Origin of the sequence: Luteolibacter ambystomatis, assembly GCF_018137965.1 — a bacterium.
Taxonomy (GTDB): domain Bacteria; phylum Verrucomicrobiota; class Verrucomicrobiia; order Verrucomicrobiales; family Akkermansiaceae; genus Luteolibacter; species Luteolibacter ambystomatis.
In genome coordinates, this window is sequence record NZ_CP073100.1 from 1,176,336 (window position 1) to 1,201,582 (window position 25,247).

Annotated in this window: 25 protein-coding genes; 17 read left to right on the top strand and 8 right to left on the bottom strand. The window is 60.8% G+C overall.

What is annotated here, in order from left to right; translation table 11 throughout:
- Positions 1-39 precede the first annotated feature (39 nt).
- Positions 40-423, bottom strand: coding sequence for a YciI family protein (locus KBB96_RS04485; RefSeq protein WP_211632777.1), 384 nt, complete (start codon positions 421-423; stop codon positions 40-42).
- A gap of 92 nt (positions 424-515) precedes the next feature.
- The gene (locus KBB96_RS04490; protein ID WP_226373642.1) at positions 516-1,748 is read right to left on the bottom strand and encodes an RNA polymerase sigma factor; all 1,233 of its coding nucleotides are present in this window, start codon (positions 1,746-1,748) and stop codon (positions 516-518) included.
- 72 nt (positions 1,749-1,820) lie between these two features.
- Here KBB96_RS04490 and KBB96_RS04495 point away from each other — a divergent pair, with 72 nt between their 5' ends.
- The 5 genes from KBB96_RS04495 to KBB96_RS04515 all read left to right on the top strand — a co-directional run bounded on the left by KBB96_RS04495 (position 1,821) and on the right by KBB96_RS04515 (position 5,707).
- Positions 1,821-2,420: a hypothetical protein gene (locus KBB96_RS04495; protein ID WP_211632779.1), complete on the top strand. Its 600-nt coding sequence runs from the start codon at positions 1,821-1,823 to the stop codon at positions 2,418-2,420.
- 68 nt (positions 2,421-2,488) lie between these two features.
- Positions 2,489-3,007, top strand: a complete 519-nt coding sequence (locus KBB96_RS04500) for a hypothetical protein (protein ID WP_211632782.1) — start codon at positions 2,489-2,491, stop codon at positions 3,005-3,007.
- Positions 3,008-3,151: 144 nt separating this feature from the next.
- Positions 3,152-3,550, top strand: coding sequence for a DMP19 family protein (locus KBB96_RS04505; protein ID WP_211632785.1), 399 nt, complete (start codon positions 3,152-3,154; stop codon positions 3,548-3,550).
- Positions 3,551-4,019: 469 nt separating this feature from the next.
- On the top strand, positions 4,020-4,556 hold the full coding sequence (locus tag KBB96_RS04510) for a hypothetical protein (RefSeq protein ID WP_211632788.1): 537 nt from the start codon (positions 4,020-4,022) through the stop codon (positions 4,554-4,556).
- A 128-nt stretch (positions 4,557-4,684) separates the two neighbouring features.
- A complete protein-coding gene (locus tag KBB96_RS04515) occupies positions 4,685-5,707 on the top strand; it encodes an FRG domain-containing protein (protein ID WP_211632791.1) in 1,023 nt (340 codons plus the stop codon).
- Positions 5,708-6,067: 360 nt separating this feature from the next.
- Here KBB96_RS04515 and thiC read toward each other — a convergent pair whose 3' ends face one another.
- Entirely contained in the window at positions 6,068-8,059 is a 1,992-nt protein-coding gene (gene thiC, locus KBB96_RS04520; RefSeq protein WP_211632794.1) for a phosphomethylpyrimidine synthase ThiC, read from the bottom strand.
- A gap of 922 nt (positions 8,060-8,981) precedes the next feature.
- Here thiC and KBB96_RS04525 point away from each other — a divergent pair.
- The 6 genes from KBB96_RS04525 to KBB96_RS04550 all read left to right on the top strand — a co-directional run bounded on the left by KBB96_RS04525 (position 8,982) and on the right by KBB96_RS04550 (position 14,973).
- Complete coding sequence (locus tag KBB96_RS04525) at positions 8,982-9,581, top strand: hypothetical protein (RefSeq protein WP_211632796.1); 600 nt, start codon at positions 8,982-8,984, stop codon at positions 9,579-9,581.
- Between the two features lie 48 nt (positions 9,582-9,629).
- On the top strand, positions 9,630-11,399 hold the full coding sequence (mutL, locus tag KBB96_RS04530) for a DNA mismatch repair endonuclease MutL (RefSeq protein WP_211632798.1): 1,770 nt from the start codon (positions 9,630-9,632) through the stop codon (positions 11,397-11,399).
- Between the two features lie 294 nt (positions 11,400-11,693).
- Positions 11,694-12,419 carry a hypothetical protein gene (locus KBB96_RS04535; protein WP_211632800.1) on the top strand — a complete coding sequence of 242 codons (726 nt, stop codon included), beginning with the start codon at positions 11,694-11,696 and terminating at the stop codon, positions 12,417-12,419.
- A 282-nt stretch (positions 12,420-12,701) separates the two neighbouring features.
- Positions 12,702-13,403, top strand: coding sequence for a hypothetical protein (locus KBB96_RS04540; RefSeq protein ID WP_211632802.1), 702 nt, complete (start codon positions 12,702-12,704; stop codon positions 13,401-13,403).
- Complete coding sequence (locus KBB96_RS04545; protein WP_211632804.1) at positions 13,400-13,951, top strand: hypothetical protein; 552 nt, start codon at positions 13,400-13,402, stop codon at positions 13,949-13,951. The genes KBB96_RS04540 and KBB96_RS04545 overlap by 4 nt, the downstream gene beginning before the upstream one ends.
- The gene (locus KBB96_RS04550) at positions 13,948-14,973 is read left to right on the top strand and encodes a hypothetical protein (RefSeq protein WP_211632806.1); all 1,026 of its coding nucleotides are present in this window, start codon (positions 13,948-13,950) and stop codon (positions 14,971-14,973) included. The genes KBB96_RS04545 and KBB96_RS04550 overlap by 4 nt, the downstream gene beginning before the upstream one ends.
- 10 nt (positions 14,974-14,983) lie before the next feature.
- Here KBB96_RS04550 and KBB96_RS04555 read toward each other — a convergent pair whose 3' ends face one another.
- Complete coding sequence (locus KBB96_RS04555) at positions 14,984-15,595, bottom strand: hypothetical protein (RefSeq protein ID WP_211632809.1); 612 nt, start codon at positions 15,593-15,595, stop codon at positions 14,984-14,986.
- A 51-nt stretch (positions 15,596-15,646) separates the two neighbouring features.
- On the opposite strand from KBB96_RS04555, the gene KBB96_RS04560 reads away from it, so the two are divergent.
- The 3 genes from KBB96_RS04560 to KBB96_RS04570 are packed head-to-tail and all read left to right on the top strand — an operon-like array spanning position 15,647 to position 18,641.
- The gene (locus tag KBB96_RS04560) at positions 15,647-16,090 is read left to right on the top strand and encodes a hypothetical protein (protein ID WP_211632811.1); all 444 of its coding nucleotides are present in this window, start codon (positions 15,647-15,649) and stop codon (positions 16,088-16,090) included.
- Positions 16,087-16,617 (top strand): PilW family protein, encoded by a 531-nt coding sequence (locus tag KBB96_RS04565; protein ID WP_211632813.1) that lies wholly within the window; start codon positions 16,087-16,089, stop codon positions 16,615-16,617. Before KBB96_RS04560 ends, KBB96_RS04565 begins: the two co-directional genes overlap by 4 nt.
- Positions 16,614-18,641, top strand: coding sequence for a hypothetical protein (locus KBB96_RS04570; RefSeq protein ID WP_211632815.1), 2,028 nt, complete (start codon positions 16,614-16,616; stop codon positions 18,639-18,641). Before KBB96_RS04565 ends, KBB96_RS04570 begins: the two co-directional genes overlap by 4 nt.
- A gap of 9 nt (positions 18,642-18,650) precedes the next feature.
- Here the strand turns inward: KBB96_RS04570 and KBB96_RS04575 are convergent, their stop codons facing one another.
- A complete protein-coding gene (locus tag KBB96_RS04575; protein WP_211632817.1) occupies positions 18,651-19,352 on the bottom strand; it encodes a zinc ribbon domain-containing protein in 702 nt (233 codons plus the stop codon).
- Between the two features lie 102 nt (positions 19,353-19,454).
- Here KBB96_RS04575 and KBB96_RS04580 point away from each other — a divergent pair, with 102 nt between their 5' ends.
- Positions 19,455-21,056 carry a zinc ribbon domain-containing protein gene (locus KBB96_RS04580; protein ID WP_211632819.1) on the top strand — a complete coding sequence of 534 codons (1,602 nt, stop codon included), beginning with the start codon at positions 19,455-19,457 and terminating at the stop codon, positions 21,054-21,056.
- Between the two features lie 273 nt (positions 21,057-21,329).
- Here KBB96_RS04580 and KBB96_RS04585 read toward each other — a convergent pair whose 3' ends face one another.
- The 3 genes from KBB96_RS04585 to KBB96_RS04595 are packed head-to-tail and all read right to left on the bottom strand — an operon-like array spanning position 21,330 to position 23,685.
- On the bottom strand, positions 21,330-21,545 hold the full coding sequence (locus KBB96_RS04585; RefSeq protein WP_211632821.1) for a S1 domain-containing protein: 216 nt from the start codon (positions 21,543-21,545) through the stop codon (positions 21,330-21,332).
- Positions 21,546-21,574: 29 nt separating this feature from the next.
- Positions 21,575-22,654, bottom strand: coding sequence for an acyl-CoA reductase (locus KBB96_RS04590; protein WP_211632823.1), 1,080 nt, complete (start codon positions 22,652-22,654; stop codon positions 21,575-21,577).
- Positions 22,651-23,685: a LuxE/PaaK family acyltransferase gene (locus tag KBB96_RS04595; protein WP_211632826.1), complete on the bottom strand. Its 1,035-nt coding sequence runs from the start codon at positions 23,683-23,685 to the stop codon at positions 22,651-22,653. Before KBB96_RS04595 ends, KBB96_RS04590 begins: the two co-directional genes overlap by 4 nt.
- A 172-nt stretch (positions 23,686-23,857) precedes the next feature.
- On the opposite strand from KBB96_RS04595, the gene KBB96_RS04600 reads away from it, so the two are divergent.
- Positions 23,858-24,313 carry a hypothetical protein gene (locus KBB96_RS04600; protein WP_211632828.1) on the top strand — a complete coding sequence of 152 codons (456 nt, stop codon included), beginning with the start codon at positions 23,858-23,860 and terminating at the stop codon, positions 24,311-24,313.
- Between the two features lie 63 nt (positions 24,314-24,376).
- Positions 24,377-25,240: a prephenate dehydrogenase gene (locus KBB96_RS04605; protein WP_211632831.1), complete on the top strand. Its 864-nt coding sequence runs from the start codon at positions 24,377-24,379 to the stop codon at positions 25,238-25,240.
- Positions 25,241-25,247: the final 7 nt, after the last annotated feature.

Here is a 25,247-nt window from a genome sequence, read left to right on the forward strand (position 1 = left end):
GAGGATGTTCCGGCTCTGTTAGTGGGGTCGAGGATCCGATCAGGCGCGCCGCTGCTCGCTCTCGCGGATCATTTCGGAGAGATCGGCGGCGGGGCGGATCTCGAAGGGACCGGCTTTCACGCCGGGGTGCTTTGACATGATCTGGATGGCGTGGTTCAGATCGCGGGCCTCGAGGATGAGGATGCCGCCGATTTGTTCCTTGGTCTCGGCGTAGGGGCCGTCTGAGATGGCGACTTTGCCATCCTGCCAGCGCAGAGTGGCGGCGGTTTGAGGGGGCTGGAGCGCCTCGCCACCGGCGAAGTGGCCGTTTCTCCGCAATTCATCATCGTAGGAGAAGCACTCGTCCACCATCGCATTGCGTTCGGTTTCGGAGAGGTTCTCGAACTTGTTCGGTTCGATGTAGCCAAGGCAGATGTATTTCATGTGGGTCTGGAGGTGATGGTTTGTTGGGTCGGCGGAAGATCTGCCGTTCTGCAAGCTGGTCGACCGGAGTGGCCGTAAATCGACAGCGCTTCTCATTTTTTCTCCGCCAAATCCTGAAGCCGCTTTTCGAGGAAGCGCCGCTCCGGTTCCTGTCGGGCGAGTGACAGGGCGCGCTCGTAGGAATCTCGGGCGTCGGTGTCGCGGCCGAGCCGGCGGCAGAGGTCCGCGCGCGCGGCGTGGGCGAGGTGGTAGTCGGCCAAGGCACCGCGCTCGAACAGGGAATCGATCAAGGTCAGCCCGGCTTCCGGGCCATCACGCATCGCCACGGCGACGGCGCGGTTCAACTCGACCACCGGTGAGGGCTCGGCCTGCGCGAGCAGGTTGTAGAGCGCGACGATCTGGGGCCAATCGGTCGAAGCGGCATCGGCTGCTTCCGAATGCACGGCGGCGATGGCGGCCTGGAGCGTGTAGGGGCCGAAACGCCGTGAACGCAGCGCGCGCTCCACCAGGGCGACGCCTTCCACGATTTGTCCGCGGTTCCACAACGAGCGGTCCTGGTGTTCCAGTAGGATCAGTTCGCCGGTGGCGGTGGTTCTGGCCGCGCGGCGGGATTCCTGCAGCAGCATCAGCGCGAGCAGGCCCGTGACCTCCGGCTCCGGAAGTAGTTCCAACAATAGGCGTCCGAGCCGAATGGCTTCGCCGGAAAGATCGGAGCGGGTCAGCGAGGCACCGGAGGAGGCGTAGTAGCCTTCGTTGAACACCAGATAGATCACCTGCAGCACGCCATTCAGGCGCTCTGGCAGTTCCTCCTGTGAGGGCACCTGATAGGGGAGGTGAGCCTCGCGGATCCGGGCCTTGGCGCGCACGATCCGCTGCGCCAGCGCGGCCGCGGAAATCAGGAAGGCACGGGCGATCTCCTCCGTGGTGAGTCCGCAAACTTCGCGCAGCGTGAGGGCGGTCCGAGCTTCCGGTGGCAGCGCGGGATGGCAACAGGTGAAGATCAGCCGCAGCCGGTCGTCTTCCAGATGCCCGTCGTCGGAATCGGTGGCCGGTCGGGAAGACTCGAGTTCATCGGCGATCTTGTCCTGGGAAGCATCGAAGCGCGCGCGGCGACGCAGCGCATCGATGGCCTTGAAGCGCCCCGTGGACACCAGCCACGCGCGCGGATTGGACGGCACCCCATCCACCGCCCAACGCTCCAATGCCACCGCAAAGGCGTCGTGCATCGCATCCTCCGCCAGATCGAAATCCCCCAGCAACCGGATCAACGTCGCCAGAATCCGCCCGGATTCTTCGCGGTAGAGGGTGTCCAGGGTGGATTGCATGATGGCTAATGGATGCCCCTTGTTCTGGAGGACAGCCTTGGATACGTCACGCACATCCCTCATCATCCGCGCATGTTCTCCCTCCGCTTCAGGCTTCGATTGGCGTGGCAGATTTTTGGATTCTGTCTGCTGCCAGTCCTTCCACTGAGGGGAGAAGATGCCGGTGCGATGTTGGATGACCCCACGGTTTACTTCAAAATCGTGAAGGCCATACAGGATTCAAGGATCGAAGTGCTCAAACCGAAAGTGACGGAGAACACGTCCTATCACCTCAAGTCGGTGGAATATCTCGGCTACGTGACCCGCTTCGGAAAACGCTACTACATCGCGCAGGCTTTTTTCCTGAGGTCCTCTCCACAAGGACGGGAAACTCCACCGCCTCGCGGCCATTCGACTCTTCTCATCCTGGATTCCAAGTGCCGGATCGTCAGCCATGGCTGGGATGGGGAGACGGATCTCCATTTGAGCGGCACGGTTCTGGAATCGGGCGGCAAGCCGGTGCTGGATTTCGAAGACATGGACATCCGCGTAAGGCACTCCGGATGGATCTGGGGTGGGTCACATCTCCCTTATCCGTTTGAAGACAGGATCAGCGACGAGGATTGGGAATCGGGTGCTTTTCGTGAGAAGGACAGGCAGAGAGCGGAGCAGGAGAAGGCCAAGAAACATTGAAGGGGAATGCATTGTGGTTCGTCAGGAACCCATTGACGTCGCTGCTCTCAAAGAGACATGATGGGCGAATGAGCGCGGAATACATCATCCGTTACCATGACGGCTCCGAGGTCGGCCCCTTTGACGAGGCCACCATTCAGAGCATGAAGAACAGCGGGGAGATTTCCAGCTCCTCCGAGGTGATCCAAACGGTCGACCAAGAAGGAGAGGCATGGTTTGATTACCTCACGCAACTCACAGCCTCCGACACCACTTACGACCAACTGAGCACGAAGGATCGGCAGCGGCTGGAACGTTATTTTGCTGCTCTCAACCGGAAGGGGCCAAGCATGTGGGACGGAAGCGATCTAGCCAGCTATCGGATGATTCTCCAAATCGAAGGGCGGAAGCAGATCATGGACGAGCACCACAAGTATGAGATTGCCAGTCTCACACGCTCCATTGCAGGCCACCTTGAGAGGATCGAAGCTCGCCTGAGGAGTGTCCAGTCAACCGTGAATCTTCTCCCCAATCTCCTCATTCAGGCGGGCTCTCGGGACCTGAATATTTCGTCTGTTTCCGTCGGGATCGCTGTGGATCTCGACTGACAGTAACCGGCTCTCGTCGGTCATTTCGCGCTCCGCTGCAAGGCCTGGATGCGGCCCTGATCGACCACCTCGAGCACACGGACAGGCTGCCCGGCCATCGTTTCGCTTGGCAAGGAACGCTCCCTTGTTCTAAGCCCGCCCGCGATGTTTTCCCATGAACCAATCGAGTGGCCGGATAAAGTGGAGGCGCTGGTCGACCGCCTTGAGAACGAATCCGCCGGGCGGTCCCTCACCCGCGAGGAGCGGGCGGTCATGGACGTCTATGAAACCGTCGCCGTCCTGGAAGAGGAAGATGGCCTGCACGGCTTCTGGCAGAGCGACGTGAACCACCAGCGGGTGATCAACTCCTTCGAGCTCATCGGCGCCGCCACCTTGGTCGATCTTCTCAACGCCAGCCGCTGGTGCCAGACCCGCCCGGAAGACCGCCACGATTACAGCGAAACCGAAGAGGAATACCTTTCCACCATTGAGGAAGAACTCTTCGAAGGGATGGACGAACTCGTCGATCTCGTGCTCGATTTCATGGAAGAGGAATTGGGATAGGTTGAGAGGGTTAAGGTGTCCTGGATGGCGCTGAATAGGGCGTATTTCCGGTGTTTTAGCGGTATGGGAAGCGCCCTACGTCTGCGTGAATTGTTAAAATGCGAGGACCGATCCGAATGGCGCTTAGTTAGCGGGCTTCTTCGGTGATTCAAAGCCCTGAGGGCTAACATTTTTGAATGCGCGTTAAGTGCTTGAATGCCTTTTAGTTTAAACAGTTTCTCCGCTTGTTGGCACCATGCGTATCCTGAGTCTAACCGACTCATTTTCAAAGAAATAGATCTTAACTAGGCGCCCTTTAGGAATGGCCCCTTTCATAGACCCCCTTTTCATAAGTCGAGGCGCAAAGGAAGCTCCCAAAGGCGTAGCTTGAAGCCTCGGGCGATGCTGCCGTTTCCTCTGGCATCTCTGGAGTCGCGTCAGCGTGAGAAGGTGTTGGACGTCGCTACGTGGTTGATGCCTAAATCAATGCATGTTGCCGACTCCCTACAGCATCTGGAATCCAGAATGGCCGCCGACGCTGCATGAAGTGTTCCGCGATTTTGGACACGCTGCTTTTACGGCTCAGATGTTGGAGGGCTCGTTGGTTGCGATTCTGCTGGCTTTGGAGATCGCGGGGAAAATTGAAATTAAGAAGCCAAACCCAAAAGCTGAACTCGAGTCTGAAATCTATCTTTCGTCAAAGACCATGGGGAGCCTCTTCGCCGAACTAAAAAAATGTGGAGTGGCAGTAGAAATTACCGAATTGATTCAGGATTCTTTAGAAGCTCGAAACTACCTAATGCACGGGTTTTTCAGCTGGAACGCAGAGAATTTGCAAACAGACGCTGGAAGGAGGTTGGTGCGCGAGGAGCTTCAGCAACTCCGCTTCCGAATTGGCCGAGTCGAAATGGCCTTCAGCCAAATTCGCGAGCAGGTGTTTGAGAAATTTCTCGGGCTGCCCCCCGAAATCCTTAGAGAAATTTATGATCGGCGAAAATCAAAGCAAAATCCTGACTTGGGGCAGTAGTGAACGCATGGCCCATTTAGGTTCACACTACTGTCGTAACTGTCCCGGCCTCGCGCTAGCATTTTTGCTTTCAAAAAATCGGCCTGCGGATTTTGCACGAAAAATCACCAATTACTTTTCTTTGGAAAATGGACAAATCGACTAAAATACTTCTCCCTCGCTCGTCGGAGTCTACAAATTTTGATCCCGGACCTTGGAAAGAAGTTTCGCGATCAAATGGTATTCGAACTGTTGAGGCTGGAGACTTCAGCGCTTTTTTCGAGTTCGTTAATAGGGGCTTCGGAGACACAGATACTGAACATCTCTGGAGAGGGCAAAAAGACTCGTCATGGGAGATACTGTCATCCTTAGGTCGAGCCGGAAAGGACGCCAACCTAATTCTTCACAGATATCGTGATGCAGTAGCCCGATGCAACCACGTCGAATATAAAATCGATGGTGCTGACGAGGCTGCTGAAATGGCTAAGCTTCGGCTTTGGTCGCTGGGGCAACATCATGGATTGACGACGCCATTAATTGATTGGACAACTTATCCATACGTCGCTCTTTTCTTTGCATTTGTTGAACCCGACGATTCAGTAGAGAGCCGATCAGTATTTGCAATAAACTGGGGATCCGTGGGAATTTCAAACTTCTCGATTCAAAGCAAGAAGCCCGACCTATTTAAAGAGCGGCTGAACTCACCTCCATATACAAAAGATTTCCAAGAGGAACTTTTTCGAAAATACGGTAATAATTTTAGAGATGAAGATAGATGGATGATTGAAAAATCCGAAATTTCCCAAACAGCCCGTGAAAAAATCATAAATTGGGAGAGAACGCGCCAAAAAAAGCAGACGCTTGGGCTATACACGCCGAGAACTAATGAGAATCCGAGAATACACAGTCAAGGGGGGCGGCATATTTACACCCCAGACAATATTTCAATTGAGTCTTGGATTAATCAATGCGCATCAGATGATGAGGTGACGATATTTGGTAATATTCTAACTAAAGTCAACATGCCTAATTCTCAACGCCCCGAGGTTTTAAAATGCCTCAACCGAATGAATATCAACTATTTGAATTTGTTTCCCGATCTTGACGGAGCGGCGAGACATTGTAATTTAGATTTAATTGGTAGCCGCATGTTCGGAATTAGAGACTATTGAGGATTTTATTTATTCAACTCACGGCTACTGGAACTGACGTAATAAAATTTGACATCCCATTCCGCAGGTGACGCGTTAAATCAAATTTTGGAGCTAGCAGCTTGGACCATCTGGGCTATGATGCGGTCACCACGCTTGAGGAAGCGCTCGCGGAACCGGAAGGTGAAGTCGTAGATGACTTCTGCCTTTCGGTAGGAGAGGAGCTTGGCGGTAGTTCCCGGCTTTCGGAAAGCTGGGGGAGTTGAGTCTGGGGGCTCATGAAAAATAGGTCCTATAGGACGTATATGCCCTATAGGATCTATGTGGGAAGGGCTCTTTTCGGAGCGGACAGGAATGTCCTTGTTCCCTGGTGGTGGTGGGTCAGGCGGGGACGTAGACCTCGGCACCGGCTTCGGTGAACTCCTTGCTCTTTTCGTCCATGCCGGCCTGGAGGGCTTGTTCTTCGGAGAGACCTTGTTCAGCGGCGTATTTGCGGACGTCCTCGGTGATCTTCATGCTGCAGAAGTGCGGGCCGCACATGGAGCAGAAGTGGGCGGTCTTGGCGCCGTCCTGTGGAAGCGTTTCATCGTGGAACTCGCGGGCGGTGACGGGATCGAGGCCGAGGTTGAACTGGTCTTCCCAACGGAACTCGAAGCGGGCCTTGCTCAGGGCGTTGTCGCGGTATTGGGCACCGGGGTGGCCCTTGGCGAGGTCGGCGGCGTGGGCGGCGAGCTTGTAGGTGATGACGCCGTGTTTGACGTCCTGCTTGTTGGGCAGGCCGAGGTGTTCCTTCGGCGTGACGTAGCAGAGCATGGCGCAGCCGTACCAGCCGATCATGGCGGCACCGATGCCGCTGGTGATGTGGTCGTAGCCGGGGGCGATGTCGGTGGTGAGCGGCCCGAGGGTGTAGAAGGGGGCTTCGTGGCACCATTCGAGCTGCTTGGCCATGTTCTCCTCGATCATGTGCATGGGCACGTGGCCGGGGCCTTCGTTCATGACCTGGCAACCCTTCGCCCAAGCGCGGGTCGTGAGCTCGCCCTGGACCTCGAGTTCGCCGAACTGGGCCTTGTCATTGGCGTCCGCGATGGAGCCGGGACGCAGGCCATCGCCGATGGAGAAGGAGACATCGTAGGCGGCGCAGATGTCGCAGATCTCGTCCCAGTGGGTGTAGAGGAAGTTTTCCTTGTGATGGGCGAGGCACCACTTCGCCATGATCGATCCGCCGCGGGAGACGATGCCGGTCATGCGGCTGGCGGTCATCGGCACGAAGCGCAGCAGCACGCCGGCGTGGATGGTGAAGTAATCGACGCCCTGCTCGGCCTGCTCGATGAGGGTGTCGCGGTAGAGTTCCCAGGTGAGGTCCTCGGCCTTGCCGTTCACCTTTTCCAGCGCCTGGTAGATCGGCACGGTGCCGATGGGTACGGGGGAATTGCGCAGGATCCACTCGCGGGTGGCGTGGATGTTCTTGCCGGTGGAAAGATCCATTACGGTGTCCGCGCCCCACTTGGTGGCCCAGCGCATCTTTTCCACTTCCTCCTCGATGGAGGATGCGACGGCGGAGTTGCCGATGTTGGCGTTGATCTTCACCAGGAAGTTGCGGCCGATGATCATCGGCTCGCACTCGGGGTGGTTGACGTTGAGCGGGATGATGGCGCGACCGGCGGCGACCTCGCTGCGGACGAATTCCGGCGTGATCTCCGCGGGGATGCGCTGCGGGAAGCGACCGAAGATGGACGGCGTGTAGGGGCTGGACGGAAGCTGGGTGGAACCGGCGTGCTGCTTGTCCAGGTGATTGCGGACAATGTCCTCCTTCAGGTCCGCGATCTGGGCGCGGCGCATGTTCTCGCGGATGGCGATGAACTCCATCTCAGGAGTGATGATGCCATTGTCGGCATACCACTTCTGGGTGACGGGCTTGCCGGTGGCACGGAGCGGCTTGCGGCGGTCGGCGGTGAGGCCGGGGAACTCGACGTAGCGGTTGGCGCGCTCGGACTTGGAGGCGTACTCGGCGTGCTTCTCGGTGAGGTAGCCGTTGTCCTGCGGCTGGACCTCGCGGCCGTCGTATTCCTCGACGTCGTTGCGGGCGAGAATCCACTCGCGGCGGAGCGCGGGCAGGCCTTCCTCGGAGGTGCCGGTGAAAGCCGGGTCGCCCCACGGGCCGGAACAGTCATAAACGCGGACCGGGGCGTTCTTCTCGATGCGGCCGTTGAAGGCCTTGGTATCGGAAAGGGCGATCTCGCGCATCGGCACGCGGACGCTAGGGTGGATCGAGCCCTCGAGATAGACGCGGGTGGAGGCGGGGAGCGGGGCGCGGGATTCGTCGTGGTTGGATTCGACGGGGGCCGCTCCGGTGGTTTCTTCGGGGCTGATCATGGTGGGAAGAAGTTGAGAGGTGATGGTTGAGAGCTGAGAGTCAGAAAATAGAAAGGCCGCGCTGTAGGAACAGGCGCGGCCGTGGAGGAGAGGGTCGGATTGGGACGAGCTTCCTACGCGGCGGGCGGACCCGCTTCCAGGTTCGGAGGATTTTCGCCGCGAGCGCCGGCCGTTCTCAGTTCCCCGAGCGTGGGAACTCTCCTGTCGTGAGGCGGCAGTGTGGCGCGGGAGCCGGGGAAGTCAAGATGCTGGTGGCCGGGGCTCTTCCGTGGAGTGCGGCGAGGCATCCTGCCCTTTACCCATATTTCGATGTGGTCACCCTCGACCTCTTTGACCTCGGAGAGGTCGCGGATCGTAGCCGGAGTGTCGCGTAGCGACCTCCGGATTGGCGCATCACTGGAATTTTCCGACCCCGATAGTGGGTCGCAGAGGGGCGGGCAGGCCCGTCACGCCTTCTACCCAGGAGAACGCTCCATGGACTTCCCGCCTCTGCGCACCCCGCTGACGCATGGGTGCGGATTCTTAAAACACCGTTCACCCCGGGTGGCGCTCGCCAAGGCTCGCTGACCCGGGGCTATGTTCCGGGATCCCTGCGGGATCCAATCATACAGGGACCGGAGCTCCAGAAGATGTCGGTAAAGGGCAGGAGGCATCGCCGCTTTTGGTGCCGGAGAGTCATCGACGGGAGAAGAGGGGGATACAGGTAGGGAGCCTGAGCCGGAGAGGAGGTTGGTCTGGAACGGGGGAGTGGGTGGGGTAAATGCAGGTTTTTTCTCCGGCGATGGCTCGCCTCCACTCAAAGCGGCGATGGCTCGCCGCACTCCGAAATTCAGAGCATCCAGTTTGTTCGTGAGCGGCGGGTGGAAACGGGGCTTCAGCGGCAACTTGCAAACGGCGGGGAACGGGTGCATGCTGCCACCCTATGCGCTGGATTTTTCCGGTGGTGGTGATGGTGGCGGGAGCGTTTGCCGCGGAGGAAAAGCCCGCGGCTCCCGAACCGAAGCAGCCGGTGTCGGACAACAAGCAGTTGCCCCGGCATCTGGTGAAGCCGTGGATCGCGGAAGGTTTCGTGGAATACGGCGGCGTTTTCACGGCGCTCAAGGGGGATGAACCCGGGAGCTCGCGACTGGTGTTCACGCCGTTTGTGAGCATTGGCGGGGATGAAATGTTGTCGGTGCTGCGGGTTTCGATCCCGGATCTGATGGCGGAGCCGATCTACACGATGCTGGGGTCTGTGGCGTGTGACCCGAAGACGGGTGCGGTGAAGGGCTTCGGCACCAGCAACAAGTGGCGGATGATTTCTTACATCGATCCGAACACCACCAATCCGGTCTATGGCGTGGAGGTGGACGGGTTGATTTATGCGGACTGGAATCATGCGATTCCTGGCGCGAAGCCGGTGGCTCCGGTGAAGACACCGCAGCAGGCCGGGGCACCACCTCCTTCCGCGACGCCGATCCCGGCTACGCCCACCGAGCCGAAGAAGGCGGTGGCGACGGAGAAGACGCCGAAGGCGGAGTAGTACTTTGCGCTTCCGCCTGCCGTCGCGTTGCCGCAAAACGTCTTCCCGATGCCGAAGATCCGCGTGCTTCCCGATATCCTCGCCAGCCAGGTGGCGGCGGGGGAGGTCGTGGAAAGGCCGGCGTCGGTGGTGAAGGAACTGGTTGAAAACAGCATCGACGCCGGGGCAGGGGAGATCCGCGTGGAAATCGAGCGTGGTGGCTCGGCCCGCATCCGGGTGATCGATGACGGTTGCGGGATGTCGAAGGAGGATGCGTTGCTATCACTCGAACGCCACGCCACCAGCAAGCTGCGCACGTCTGCGGACCTCGCTGCGATTTCCACGCTGGGCTTCCGCGGTGAGGCGGTGCCGAGCATCGCCAGCGTTTCGCGGTTCCGATTGGTCACGCGCGAGCGCGATTCCGTGGCCGGGACCGAGGTGTTGGTGGACGGCGGGCGTCTTCGTGAGGTGAAGGAGGCCGGCTGCGCGCCAGGCACGTCGATCGAGGCCGGTTCTCTGTTTTTCAACATGCCCGCGCGGCGGAAGTTCATGCGCGCGGAATCCACGGAATCCGCCCATGTGGAGCACCAGCTCCGCCTTCATGCTCTGGCTGCACCGAACGTGCGCTTCCGGTTTGAAAAGGATGGCCGCGAGGTTTTCGACCTGCCTCCGGTGGCCCGTGCCTTGGATCGGGTCCGCCATTTGCTGGGCCCGGAATCGGCGTCCGAACTGATCGAACTACCCGTCACCCGCGGCAATGGCGTGTCGATCGATGGCTTCGTGCTGCCCGCGATCCATGCCCGGAAGGGACGAAGGCACCAGTGCGTCTTTCTCAATGGCAGGCCGGTGGAGGACTCGGTGATTTCCCGGGCCTTGGCGGAGGGTTTCCGCGGCGCGGTGGCGGAGGGCATGCACCCGGCGGCGTGGCTGTGGATCGACTTGGAGCCTCATCTGGTCGACGTGAACGTTCATCCGGCGAAGCGCGAGGTGCGCTTCCATCGGCCGCTCGACATCCGCGATGCGATTCTGGAAGCGGTGACCACGGCGCTGCGACCGAAGCCTTCGGCAGCGATTTTCGATGCACCGGCTGTGGCAGTCTCCGGTGCGCCAACCAGCCGTCCCACCTACACCCCGCCGCCCCGGCAGACGGTTTCGCCGCGCGTGTGGACACCGCCTGCCGCCGTGCAGGTCCCGCTACCGGAAGCCGCGCTGATCCCGCCGCGAGTCCCGGAGGAAACCACTCCTCCGGTGCCAGTCTCGAAGGCTCCGCCGTTCCGTCAGCTCGGCCTGCTGCACCAACGATTTGTGCTGATGGAGAGCGAGGATGGGCTGGTGCTGTTCGACCCAAGGGCGGGACGGGAACGCATTTTTTACGAGAAGCTTTTGTCCGGCCGTGAAGAGGGCGTCGAGAGCCAGGGTCTGTTGGTTCCGGAATTGATCGAGCTGGAGCCACGCGATCATGAATTGCTGGTCCGCGAGCGTGAGGCGCTGGCGGCCGCCGGAGTCGAGCTGGAATCCTTCGGCGGGAATACGGTGCAGGTGAGGGGACTGCCCGCTTGTCTCGGCATTACCGATTCACGGGCGTTCGTGGATCTGCTGATCGACGAATTGCTCCACGAATCCACTCCCGGGTCGCGCTTTGCCTTCGAGCGGGTCGCGCGTCTGTTGGCCCGCCGCCAAGCAGCTGGAGTACCGGTGCGGATGATCGAGACGACGGCCTTGCTCGATTCGCTCTTTGATTGCGAATTGCCCTACTGCGCTCCGGACGGCCGGCCGACGCTTACCGAGTTCTCCATCCGCGAGTTGGAACGGCGGTTTGGCTTGGAAAAGGGTCCGTGATGGTTACCTTTCGATCTAACCGGCTATTTCACGATTCTAAAATTTTATTGTAATCGGCTGAAATTTTTGGCTTATGGGGTGCCGTGATTCCGTGGTGCCGGGGCCAAGACACTTGAACGTCTAATCCGTTCAAAAATAATCTGAATAATCTTGTAAGAAGATGCAGATTATTTAGGGTCGCCCTAACACCCGTGATCGCGTAGGTCCGAACTGATGGGTAACCAAGAGCTTACAAAGCGGTTTTTTGCCCTTTCCGCGGCGCTTTTTGCACCGTGGCTTGCAAAAGGCGCGGCCTTGCAAGACCGCTTGGACGCGGCGCACGAGGGGCTTTTGGAGAACCGGCGCGAGGCGATTCCATCGTTGAGCGATCCCTACGGGGTGCCGCCCGCCGCGACCATCGTGGTGGAGGATCCGCGTGAGCATTTCCGCGGTCCGGATGCGTGGCACCGCAATGTGGTGGCCACGGTCTTCTGGGTGGGCGAGCAGCCGTCTCAGAACAATCCCACGCCGAATGTGGCCAGCGCCTGGGACCAGAACTGGCAGGAGAATTTCGGAGGCTACGATCATCCGGACAAGCGCCGTGGGTATCTCCCGGCGGATTTTCACCCGTCCCTCAATCCTTTTTATGTCGCGCTGCCTTACAATGACATTGGCCGCGACGGCCGCCACCGCCCCGAAGCCCAGAGCGTGATTCCATGGTTCTGGGAGGATTATCGCGGCGATGGCATCTCGGTGTGCAAGGACCGCTGGGTCTTCATCCATCATGAGGGCAAGGTGTGCTTTGCCCAATGGGAGGATGTCGGCCCCTTCACCACCGACCATTGGCAATACGTTTTCGGAAAGGAAAGTCCCCGTCCCAACCGGAACTCCAACGCTGGCATCGACCTGAGTCCTGCCGTCCGGGATTACCTCGGACTGCGCAGTGGACAGCAGGTCGAATGGCGTTTCATCCAGGATCGCGATGTGCCTCGCGGGCCCTGGCGCTCCTGGGCGGACGCCCCCCTGAATCCTGTCCGCTGACCAGACCTGACCAGACTCACCCACAACTGCTGTTCAACACCCAACCCTGATCCCCGACGACCGAAACGTTGTTACCTCCTTGAGTTTTCCGAATCCGACCAATGATGGCCTCCCTTGCCGGCCATCGTTGGTGGCCGCGAACCGGGCATCTGTCCCGAGCGGACACGGCTCATCCTTTTCCGGGATTCTCCGTGTTCGTGCCCGGCGCGCGCGCTTCCGCTCCACGACGGTGTGCCCGTTCTGTCTGCGGCGGATTCTGTTTCCCACCCCACCCTTACAGCCATGAAAACCTCCTTCCTCACAGCCCTCGCCGCCGCCCTCCTTGCAGGTGGTCATGCGTTGGCGCAGACCAATGACCCGGCCATCCCGGTCGGCTCGCTGACTGCCTTTCCAACCATCGTCCAGACCGGCACGCATCCGACGCTGACTTGGAACATCACGTATCCGAGCATCGTGCAGGACGTGGTGACCATCACTCCGCCCGGTATCCTCACCCCGAAGCAGGATCTTTACATGGATGTGCGCATTCTCGGCGCATCCGTGGCGACCTCCACCGCCTACTTCCCGGTGGAAGCGCAGGTGAAATATGACACCGGCTCCTGGACCCGCGTCTTCTACGACAAGCAGACGAAGGTGAATCCGAGCACCATCGTTTACACGCGCCAGGTGTTGAAGAACAAGCAGATCAACTTCGCGGGCCGCTACTACTACAACAACGCTTGGTCCACCCTCTACACCACGCTTCAAGGGAATACGGGGCAGATCGTCGCACTGGTGAACGGTGCCACACCGCCCAGTACCTTTCCGGACTACAACCAGCCCACCATCGAGAGCTTCCTGCGCCCCTATCTGGATTCCGCGGGCAAGATCAAGATCGGGCCGATGGACGTCATCTACCTGTTCGAGCTGACCCACACGAATACCAACGACTCCGGCTTCGACCTTCAGGACTTGTGCGTCCTGGTCACCTTCCGCAAGTCATGAAAACCCTCTTTCCCCTTACGATCCTGGCGATCACCCTGTCGGCCCATGGTGAAATGGCCGTGAAGGCGCCCATGGCGGATGCTGTCACCCACGAGCAACTCACCGCGATCTCCAAGAAGGCGAACAGTACGCCGCCTACGGCGCAGATGAAGCCGGTACAGCTCGCGGAAGATCCCTCGGTGGTGAACCGTCCCGGCGATCTGTTTTCACGCTCGGATATCTTTTGCTTCAATGGCTACGCGAGTCTCGTCCCGAAGCAGGCGATCCTCCACATCCCGGACAACTACGCTTCCCGGGTCGGTCTGCAGGATGGGGTGAAGTTCCAGATATGGGCGGATTTCTACGCCGCCAACCGCGGTTGGATCACGACCCAGGAGGTCACCCGGGCCCAAGCCGAGGGACGTGAGCCTCTGTCAGACGATGTGAAGAAGGCGCTCTCGAAATGCACGAGCGTCGTAGTCGCCACCTATCATACCGGACCGATTTCGGTGCTTGCTCCCAAGCCTGTCCAGCCCGCTACGGCCACCGCAACCACCAAACCCCAATGAACACCTTCCGATTTGCTTTTGGCTGCCTGTTGCTGGGCTCCGCGGGTGCGATGGCCCAGACCGGCAGCAGCTTCACCAATTTCATCCGCCAGGTTCAGCTTCCTTCCGGAGTGCAGTGGGATGCATCGGTTGCCGCGAGCGGCAGTCAGCAGTCCTCGCTTGCGATCGATCCCGGTGGCGCGCGCTTCGAGCTTTGGACCGTGCAATCCTTGTCGGGAGCTACTCCCCTCCTGCTCGATAGCAAGTACGTTGGCACCTATGTGCCGATCGCGCAGGTGGCGATCCGTTCCGCCGACCCTTACGTGACTATTCCCCGCACCCGCGTGGACAAGCCGTTTTACGTGGACTACTCGGTTTCCGGCCTGCTTTCGGATCCCTCGGCTCCGGCGGCGGCGAAGAGCGTGAACTTCCTCCGGCACATCCAGAGTTATGGCGCAGGCGGTACGGGCATCGGGATTGATAAAACGCAGGCGACCTTGTTCAACACCTCGTCCATCTCCTCGAATGTCACGGCCACGCTCACCTTTCCGGTGACAGCGCTGGTGGCCACGCCGCAGACGAAGGTGCGCGGTGAGGAGCGTTTCTCGTTCTTCTCGCTGGACGACTACCAGTCTCCGGCTTCCCAGCTCGCCGCCCAGTTCATCCAGATCTGGCCGGTGGCGGATGGCTCGATCTCCGGAGTCACGATGAACCAGAAGATCCGGTTCGCGATGCCGCAGGTGTCGCTGACGATGAACGACGTGTATCCCAGCTCCACCACCTATGCCCAGATCTACCAGGGTCCGGCGGTGTTGGGTACGGTGGGCACCGTAGTTCCCGGGTCCTCGCTGGTGGTCAATGAAACCATTCCGCAGAGCCGGGTGCTCACACTCACCAACTGGGACCGCATCTTCGATGCGGACGGCCAGTGGACCATGGAGCTGGTGACCTCCACTCCCTTCGGCGTCGAGCGTCTCGCCTATGTGACCTTCAACCTTGACCGGACGATCCAGGTCAACGGCAACGTCACCACCATCGACTGATCATCCGGCTTTACCGGCCGTCCGGTGGGACGGCCGGTGACAGCAGCAGTTTCTCGATTTCCTGCCGCAGATTGTCGTTCCGATAAATCACCGAATAGCGGGCGTCCTTCGACTTCCGCAGTTGGTCCTCCACCTCGGTGTAAGCGAGCATCAGGAACAAACCCTTCACCGGCTCCCGATGAAACGATTGCGTCCGCGTGGTGAACTGGTCGGCGGTGGCCCGCTGCTGCTGATCCGCCACCAGCGGCCCGCTGTCGCGGGTGAGCTTCTGCTTGAGTTGCTGGAAGCGGGCCTCCATCGAGTCCGCGGAAGCGGTCGGATCGGAGTAATGGACGGTGATTTCGAACATCCGTCCGCTGAGGAAGCGGCCTTCCACGGCGGAGTCCATGGAGCCGGGAAGGAAACCCTTGCGGGCCTGGATTTTGACCACCCGCAATGCCGGTTGATCTCCTGGAAGCGAAATGGTAACGTCCAGAGAGTGTCGGGAAGCCCAAGAAATCAACTTCTCCGGAGAATCCCCCCATTTCAATCCGTAGGGGGGGGTAAGGAGGGCCTGTGCATGCGTCGTGCCGAAGGTCATGAACCACAGGGCGGCGATGAGCATGAAGGCGCGTTGAAACACGGGCGCATTCTTCCCGTTTCCCGCGCTCCGCGCAAGAGGGGAAGGCGTGGAATGGCTCTTGTGGACGCCACTCTGGCCATCACGGTGCTCGGCATGCTCGGGCTCATTCTCCTGAAGCTTTCGCTCAACGTGCTCATTCCCCGGCAGTGGACGATGCAGCAGACGCTTTCCGATGCCTACCTGACCTACGAGAAGGCGTACGCCCAGCGCGTGCCTTTCGAGACGCTTACCGGCGTCAGTTCGCCGTGGCCGGCCCAGCCCCAGTATTCGACCACCAGCATTGAAATCGGCAGAACCCCGGGTGGCACGCCGGTGACCGGCACGGTGTATCGGACCCGTTCTGCGGATGGATCCAACTATCCCATCGACGGAGGCACCGGAACGACCACCAACAACCCCGCCGCCATGAAGATCTGGAAGGTCCAGAGCGTCCTGACCTACAATATCGGCGGGAATACCTATGTGAAATCCCGAACCGTGGTGCGCGCGCAATGAAAGCCCGGCGTCATCAGCGTGGATTCACGCTCATCGAACTCTCGGTCGCCATCATGATCGGCATGGCCATCGGGGCGATCGTGCTCGCGCTGGCCAACCAGCAGTTCACCTTCCTGCGCATTTACAGCGCGCAGAGCTTCCTGGTGGAGGAGGCGCCGGTCGTCAGCGCCTACATGAACCGGCTGATCGGACAGGCGGACCGCTACCGCCTGCACAATTCCCTTACGGATGCCAAAGCCGGCACCAATGCCGTTCTGAGCAACGCCACCGTGTTGGTCTTGAATTTCCAGCAACCGGATGGCACCGCCCGGGCGGGAATCCTCGCGTTCCAAAACCTCGGCACGGGTGCGGGCAACGCCCTCTACTACTATGTCGTTTCCGCCACGGGTACCACCACCACCCCGGAGTGGATACTGACCAAGCGTCCCTCCGACGTCCGGTTTTCCATTGAGAATGGCATCCTGCGTACACGGATGACCGGACCCAACGGTGAGATCATCACTTATTCCGGAACCATGCAGCAATGAAAACGCGTGTCATCAGACGCCGCACTTCCGGCTACGTTTCCTATGTCATCGTGCTGTCCTTCGGTCTGCTGCTGAGTCTTCTCATGGTGGCGGCCTACCGGAATTCCCAGCGTGCGCAGGACATCCAGAAGGACATCCAGATCCGTACGGACTTCGTCAGCAAGGAGGATGCGATCATCCGCTCGGTGGTGGCGATCGTGCCGAACCGCGCGATGCGCTGCATGATGACCACCTCCGAGTCGAACGCGACCACCAACGCCCAGTTGCTATGGGGAACCATCTTCAATGATGCCCTGGATCAGGCGAACGCGCGCAATGCGATCCCCTCCCTGGTGGCCGGCAACCTGAGCCTGAACACCACCTACAAGGGCAACACCGGTGACTCGACGCTCACGAGCGTGAGCACGATCTTCGACCCGATCGAAGGGGATGACACCTACACGATCAGCGGCTTTTCCGGCACGCGTTATGCCGCGTCCGGACTGAACCACAGTCTGGGCACGGGCTTCCCGGCACCCTTGAACACGACCGACACGGGAGCCGGAACGACCGGCGATATCAGTACCCAGGCCGGAGACATCCTCTATCCCATCATCTCATCAAGGAAGTATTATGGCACTCTCTCCAACGGATACTCGGACGTGGTGGTGACGTCCGCCAGCACGCAGTTCGCGAAGCTCAAGTACCCGCGCATCAACTTCGGCTATGCCAAGCCGGGGGACTGGTTCGTGGCCAAGCGGAACTGGTGGGCCTTTTCGCTGAACATCTATCAGAACGATTACGGCACCCGCATCGACCAGGAGAAGGACTACGTCGTCTCGATCTACGAGATCCCGTCCCAGCTTTCGATTTCCTCGAACGCATTCACCGCCCTCGGCCGCTTCGCTTCGGGGGACGCCTGGCAGAACGTGACCATCCAGGGGCGTGTCTTCGCCGGCAAGGCGCAGGTGGAAGGAGGAGCCAGTCTCGACGCGCTGACCAGCCGCCGCTCCATGACCCTGTCGTCGGACTCGGTGATCGGTGGACAGAGTTTCGGCGGGAACAGTCCGTTCACGCCTGGCCTGCGCGAGCAGTTCGAAATCGATAACAGCACCACCGGCGAGTTCTATCCGGTATCGCTGCCATCCGAGAGCGGTCGTGCCGTGTTCGTGCCCATCAACCGCGGCATCGAGTTCTTCGACCGCTTCGGCCTGAGCGCGGAGTCGAACACCATTTCCAAAACGACATGGAACAACTATTCCGTGGGCGCCCTCCAGTGCTCGATGAAACTGGATGTCATCTCCGTGCAATCAACCACCGGTCCCACCGGCAGCCAGAACCCGACGCAGCTTCGCTTCACTTATAAGAAGAACGGCCTCGATGTGGTGAAAACCCTCAATCCGAGCGACATGCTGTCGGCCGGGGGCACTGCGCCCTTCGATATGACACCGCTGTCCGGCAGCAGGCCTTGCATCCGCGTCTATCCGCAGCTCATTCCGGCCTATGTGCAGACCACGCTGAGCGGTGATTCCGTGACGACTCCCAATGCGACCTACGGCACCATCAATAATTCGCTGGTGGTCAATGTGGACTACACGGTGAGCACCAACATCCGCAAGCCGGCCTATCCGTGCCTGGACAACGACATTGCGGTGGCAATGACCAACTGCACCGACATGACGGCCTTCACCAAGGGCTTCTCGCTGGTGACCAACATGCGTCTCTACATCGGGGATGATTTCAATATCGTCCCTTCCTCCGGCACGACGTATCCGCCCGCGTCCCTCTACGCGCCCGAGCGCCGCTACGGCACGGATGTGGACCCGTGGAAGGTGGAGCTTGGCGGACAGGTGGGCAGTCTTGCCGCGGATGACAAGACCACTCCGATCCGTCCGCTCGACATGAAGACCAGCAGTGGCGCGATGATGGCTGCGGACAAGATCACGGTGAATCTGAAGCCGATCACCGACCCGGCGAACCTGCCACCCATCTACATGATGAATTGGCTGGTGATGATCGAGGAGCGCCGCAAGGAGTTCTTCTGAAGCGGGGTTTCAGTCCGGATAGAGAATGCGTCCGCAGTCCTCGCATTGGGCGATCTCCTTCTCCGACTGCACCTTGATCACCGTGCCGGCGACCAGCTTCATGTGGCAGCCGCCGCAGCGGCCCTCATGCATCGGGGCGATGGCCACACCGCCCTTGGTTTTCAGCAGGCGTTCGTAAAGGGGCAGGATGTTTGCCGGAGCGGCGGCGGCGAGACGGTCGCGTTCGGCTTTCACCTCGGTCTGGGTGGCCAGGAGGTTCTGTTTGCGTTCGGCCACTGAGGCGAGATCCTCATCGACCAAAGCGCGGGTTTTTGCCAGAGCGGCGTTGGCTTCAGCGAGCTTGGCGCGCAGGCCGTCGGCTTCTTCCATCAATTCCAGCTCGCGGGTTTCCAAGCCGTCCAGTTCCTTTTCATAGCGGGCGACTTCGTGTCCGAGGGCCTGGAACTCGTCGTTCTTGCGGGTTTCAAACTGCTGCAGTTTCAACCGCTTGATGGTGGTGCGGCGGGTTTCCGCATCCAGCTCCACCTTTTTCACTTCCAGTTCGCATGCGCGCAGGGCGTCGGTGGCCTTGTCCACGGCGGCCTGGTCCCCGGACAGCTTGCCCTTCGCGCGGGATTCCTCCTGCGGCAGTTTCTCCAGATCCTTGAGGATGCCCTGGAGGCGTTTGTCGCGATCCTGAAGCACCAGCAAGTCACGGATTTCATCAAGCATGTCCGATGCCTAACGACCCACCGCCCCACCGGCAAGCAATGATGCTTGGTATTGCGCTTGGTGTTGCCAACCGGACCTCTTGCGGGAATGTTGGAGTCAAGCATGCTTCCTCCGCACGAACACCCGGACAATTTGCAGATCCGATGCCCCGCCTGCGGCCAGCGGTTCAATGTGGGCGTCGATCTCCGGGACCGCACGGTCGAGTGCGGTTCGTGCGAGCACCGTTTCCGGATCGACGATGATGTCATCATCCGCAGCCGCAAATTCTACCCCGGCGAAAGGCGTGACCCGAGACTGGATATGTTCGCGCGCGTGCCGCACGCGCCCCCCGTCTCCCCGAATATCCAAACGGTGGCTTATGCTCCGGAACCGTCCCATGCATCTTTCGAGCCGCCATCCCCGCTGCGGACGATGGTCGGGATCGCCGCAGTGGTCGGTATGATTTTCATCGGCGTGCTGCTGATGGGCGGCGCGCGTTACGGTGGAATGTTGGACGGAGTGTCCACTTTGAAGCGTCTCGGGTTGGCCGGCTTCGCCGGTGTGGCTGGCGGTGCCCTGCTGGTCTATGCGAATCCTCGTGGCCGCAGGAAAGCGGTGGCGGTGGCGCTGCTTCTCCTCGCGGGGTTGCTGGCGGTTCCTCTCACCTTCACGACCGCCTCGGAGCCCATTGCTTCGAATCGTCCGGTCGTCCCGGCCCAACCGGTGCCGGTGAAGACGGCGCAGGCTCCGGATCGTTCTTCCGAGCTGGCGGATCGGATGGTTCTGGAGCCCTTGATCAAGGAAACCAGCCGTCTCGCCGCGGATGGGGCTCCGGGGCGCGCGGTAGGAGTGTGGCTGCGCAATCTGCGGGACAGCAACAGGTTCCTCGTGCGGGACTACCTGATCAATGCCACCGGCGCGGATGTGCTGCACTCGAATCTCTACACGCGGCCGGACGACGAATGGCTGCTGGTGTTGTCGGGGCCCTCGGTGTCTTTGGAGAGTGCGACCCAGGCGGCCTCAAGGCTGGCCGGGGATGTCGATGCCACCCGCATTCATGAGAAGCTCAACGTGGTGGAGGTCACGGTGAACAACGCCATCTTCGTGGCGGGTCCGTTGGAAAAGCTTCAGGACAAGGGCGATCCGGCTTTCTACGATCTGAACCGCCGCGAACTGGAGAGCATCGATCCGGACCGCATCACCAAGGCGGTGAAGCGCCTCGCCGAGGCGGAGCCGAAAATCTACCGGGAGGACATCACCCGGCTGCTGATCCAGCATGTCCGGGGTGCGGATGCCGCGCTTTTGGGGAATCTGGCGAAGGCGCTCGGGATCTGGGCCACGCCGGAGGATACCAAGTCCGCGGTTGCCTTGGAGGCCGGTCTGCGGCGTCTCCGTGAAACAGGGGTGGTCCCGCCGCATGATCTCGTGGCCTTCCTCGTTTCACGCAAGGCGGTGGCCATCGCCCCGATCGTTGATGAACTCTGGGCGTCTGATCCCACGACGTGGGAGCCGCTATACGGCGATCTCGGTCCTGTCATCGAACCGCTGGTCCTCAAGCACCTTTCCGATGTGAAAATATCGGTGCGCCAATCGGGGCTGCGGCTGCTGGGCAAAACCGGCACCAGCAAGTCCGTGGCGCCGATCTCCGCTCTGGCCAGCGGTGCCGACCCGGAAACCAAGGTCATCATCGATCGCGCGCTCAAAGCGATCCAGGAGCGCCATTGAACCGCTTTTCCGCGGGTAGGCGGCTTTTTCTGAACAAATCCGGCGGGCGGAGGAGTTTCTTTTTTGAAGACTCCCAAACCGGCCTTCAGAAAAATCTGAAAAAAGTTTCGGGAAAGTCTTGACCGGAGTCGAGGGTTTTGCTTATGACGCGCGCGTCGCGACAAAAGCAGGCGGCCCGACTGAGTTATCCCTTGGGTTTTTGGGTTTTTCCCGGGGAGGATCGGTCGGGCCGCTTCATTTTTCAGAGGGCGGCCCGCAGGGGCGAGGGGGGGATCACGCCAGGCGCATGATCCGGGCGGTGTCGAAGTCGTAGGGCGTCAGTTCCACATGCACCTGCTGTCCGGCCTCGAAGGTGGTTTGTTCTTCCAGCAGGGGCTTGGAAAGATGGGCGATCACGATTTTGCCATTGGGCAGGGCCGCATGGTAGAGATTCGGGCCGACTGGCTTTTCGATCGTGGCGATGGTGCGGACTGGCGGGTCGTCGAACATGGGAGTGGAAATGGAAAGATGTGGGCAGGTCAGGAGCGGTCACGCCACATGACCAGATCGGCCAGCGGCATCCGGCCATCGTGGTGCCAGAAAAGGGGCGGCTGCTGGGATTGTCCCAGCGCGCAGGTGCGCGGCGCGGCCAGCGGTTCCATGCGGTCAGCCAAGGCATCCTCGCAGGGATGGATCGCCATGGTGGAAAGATAAGCGGTTTCCGGCCCCAGAGCTTCACGAAGGCGGCCGCCGGAGGGCAGGGGGTGGACGGTGGCGTAACCATTCAGCGGGCCGGGAGCCAGGGTTGGATCGGTCTGATAGACCACCGTCCAACTGGTATCGCCCGGGCTTTCCCACAGGGTGGTGTCCTCGCCATTCGCGGCTTGGAAACGGACCAGTTCACGGGCGTTCGCGATTGCACCGCTTTCCGAGAGCGTGAGGGGAAGGCGTGGCTCTTCCTTCCGGTGGCGTGCCATCGCGCGGGCCAGCCGCTCGGAGAAGGCGCGGGCGGAGATCGGGCCGCCAGCCACATACACCGCCTGCAGCGAGAGGCAGCCGCGTTGCTCGAAGGCGAGGATGTCCCGCGCCGCGAGTTCCGCTGCCCGGTCATCCGGGTCGAACACCACGCCGATGCTCAATTTTGGGCCATGCTCGATGATCGGAATCCCGGGCGGCAGCATGTGGCGGAAGGTCTCCATCGTGGACGCTTGTCCGAACAACACCGCGGCCGTACTGTCCCGCCATGCATCCGGGAAGTCGTGCCGGATCTCGACCAGTGCCGATAGTTCCGGCGGCAGCATCGCCACCCAGGCCTCGAATTCCGGCATGCCCGCGGAGGGTAGCTTTACCCGATTGTGGGCACCCACCAGCAGACCCCGGACGACCGATTGAAACGCCGAGTGCGGGGTATTTCCGCTGATGACATGGAGCAACGGGGAAAGAGGTGCCGCTCTGGCCCGGGTGTCACCGCGTGGAATCCAAGCATCGAGCGCGTCCACGGCCCCGAGCTGGGTTTCCAGCAGGGCGTGGAGGGACGTGGCATCGAAATCCCCGAGCCACGGCACCAGGTGGTCGCGGCTGGCCAACAGGGCCTCGATGCGCTGGCGGGTGGTGGTCATGAAGGATTGAGGAGATCATCGGCGCGGCGCGAGCAGCCGCGGGGCAGGGCGGCGGGGTCGCGGCCGAGCAGGGTGAAGGAGTTTTCCCCCGTGGCGATGGCCAGATCCTGGGTGCGGATGGCCGCGACCGAACCGAGATTGGCCAGATCCACGACCTCCAGATAACCGGGCTCGCCGGGGGAGGCGATCCGGCCTGTTTCCGGATCAATGACGCGGATGCGCGTCCACGGGCTGCCACGGTGGGCGGTCTCGCCATTCCACGCGTAGAAGGGCGAACTGAGTTCGGTCATGCCGTATTCGTTGAGCAGTTTGGATGGCTTGATGGCGAAGCGTTCGGCCACCAGAGCGCGGAAAGCGGCGGGTTCCAGTTCCACCTTCACGCCCTTGTAGCCGCCGGTTTCGAAGATCCATGAGCCCGGCGGGAGTGGCACGGCTTGGCGGGATTCGATCATCCGCAGCAGCCCCAAGGCGGTGGAAAACAGGGTGATGGGCTCACCCTTGGCCACCGCTTCGGCCAGCGGTGCGGGATCGATCCTGCCTGTTGAGTCGATCAACCAGCGATCCCTTGCCAGCGGTGCATGAGCCTGCTGGAGGGTGCCGAACATATGAACCAGCGAGGAATCGGGAGCGTCGGCGGGAGATTGGGATAGGAACCAAGGATTGACAGGAACCGGCAGTCCGATCCGCTCCCAGCCCCGGATGATCGAGGTTTCATACAGCGTGAGATCCTCGAATGCGTGCTCGCCGCGGATGTCCCGGGTGGTGCCGGAAGTGCGGAAGACGGCCTGGACCGCCCCGGCTGGAAAGCACCGGAGCGGGTGGCGGGTGAGCTTGAAGGCATCCGTTGGAACGGCGGGGATTTCCTGCCAGCCGGTTAGGGTTTCCGGAGTGCGGCCGAGGGCGCTGGAGTAGCGGCGGTAGGGCGCGTTCAACTCGAATTGATGGCGGAAAACCTTCAGAGCCATCTCATCGAACGACGGCTCCGCACCGGTTCCATGCATCCAATCCAACAGTTTCTCGCGGAGTTCCATCAGGCCTGCCCATGGGCTTAGGGCCTCCCGTGCCGGATGGAAAGCGATCTGTGAGGATGGCCTGCCACGCGCTGGCTTGACGGGTGCCCCTGCGGATTTCAATGATCGCGGTGTTGCAAGCTGCTGCGGCTTGGCGCACTATCCGCCGCATAACCCCACTTTAATCCCAGCCATGTCTTCCCGCCTTCTCCTCGGTATCGCCGCCCTCAGCGGATCGTTGCTCGTTTCCTGCACGGTTTATCCCGAAGGCCGCACGCCCGGCAAGAAGGGTCCTCATCCGCAGGACAACGTCATGACGCCCGAGCAGCAGGCGCTGCAGAAGCAGCGCGACGAGCTGAAAAAGAAAAAGGAAGAGGAAGAGGCGAAGAAGAAGCAGGAGGAGCTCGCCAACAAGCCCCCGGAAAATCTCAACAAGACGGAGGGTACTGGTGAGACCACCCAGCCGAAGCCGCCGAAGCAGGAGAACAAGAAGGACTACCCCTTCGCCAATCCGGTGCCGGGCAAGGAAGGCTTTGTCTTCAGCCCCTATAACAACAAGATGGTGGACGTCCGCGACATCGCCAGCGGCACCCTTGTTGAGGACCCGACCTACAAGGCCGGCGACAAGAAGTACTTCCGCGTTCCTTGATCGGGCATTAGCGTTTTCGAGCCGGCCGGGTTCGTTCCGCGGACCCGGCCGTTTCATTTTCCAATGAGCATGGATTTCAAGAAGGTCGCGATTCTCGGCGGAGGGTTGCTCGGCGGTTCGCTGGCACTCGCGCTGGCTCAAAAGCATTCCGGGACGGAGGTGACCCTGTGGTCCCGCCGCGAGGAAACCACCATGCGCGCCCGGGAACTGGGGATTTCAGGAGCCACATCGGACCTGCGCACGGCTGTCGCCGGAGCGGATCTGGTGGTGCTGGCCGTGCCCGTGGGGGGGATGCCCGCGCTGGTGCAGGCCGCGCTGGAAGCGGGTCTGAACACCGGAGCGCTTGTGACGGATGTCGGCAGTGTGAAGGGCATCGTTCACTCGACCCTGCCCGCCGTGCTGGCCACTCACGGTGTGGTGTTCATCGGCAGCCATCCGATGGCGGGCTCCGAGCATGGCGGCATCGGTGCCGCCAAGGCGTCTCTTTTCGAATCCGCGGCTTGCATCCTCACCGATGACCAGCACGCGCCCGCCGCTCTTCGCACGAGTTTGGAAGGATTCTGGCAGGCGGTGGGTTGTCGTACCGCGTGGATGATCTCCGCGATTCACGATGAATTGGTTGCGAGGATTTCCCACCTTCCCCACGTGATCGCCGCCGCCGGGGCCACCGTGGCCTTGCGCGATACCGGAGACGGTCGTTTCGCCGGAGGTGGCCTCCGCGATACCACCCGTGTGGCCGGGGGCGATCCGGAGATGTGGACGGAGATCCTGCTGGAGAACCGCGAGGCACTGGCCGCCCCGCTGCGTGAGACCATCGCCAACCTGCGCGAAATGCTTGCCTCGCTGGAAGCGGGCGACCATGAAAGCGTCCACCGTCTGCTGGCCACCGCCAAGGTCCGCCGCGACGCGCTACCCACCCACCGCTAGCTTTTCA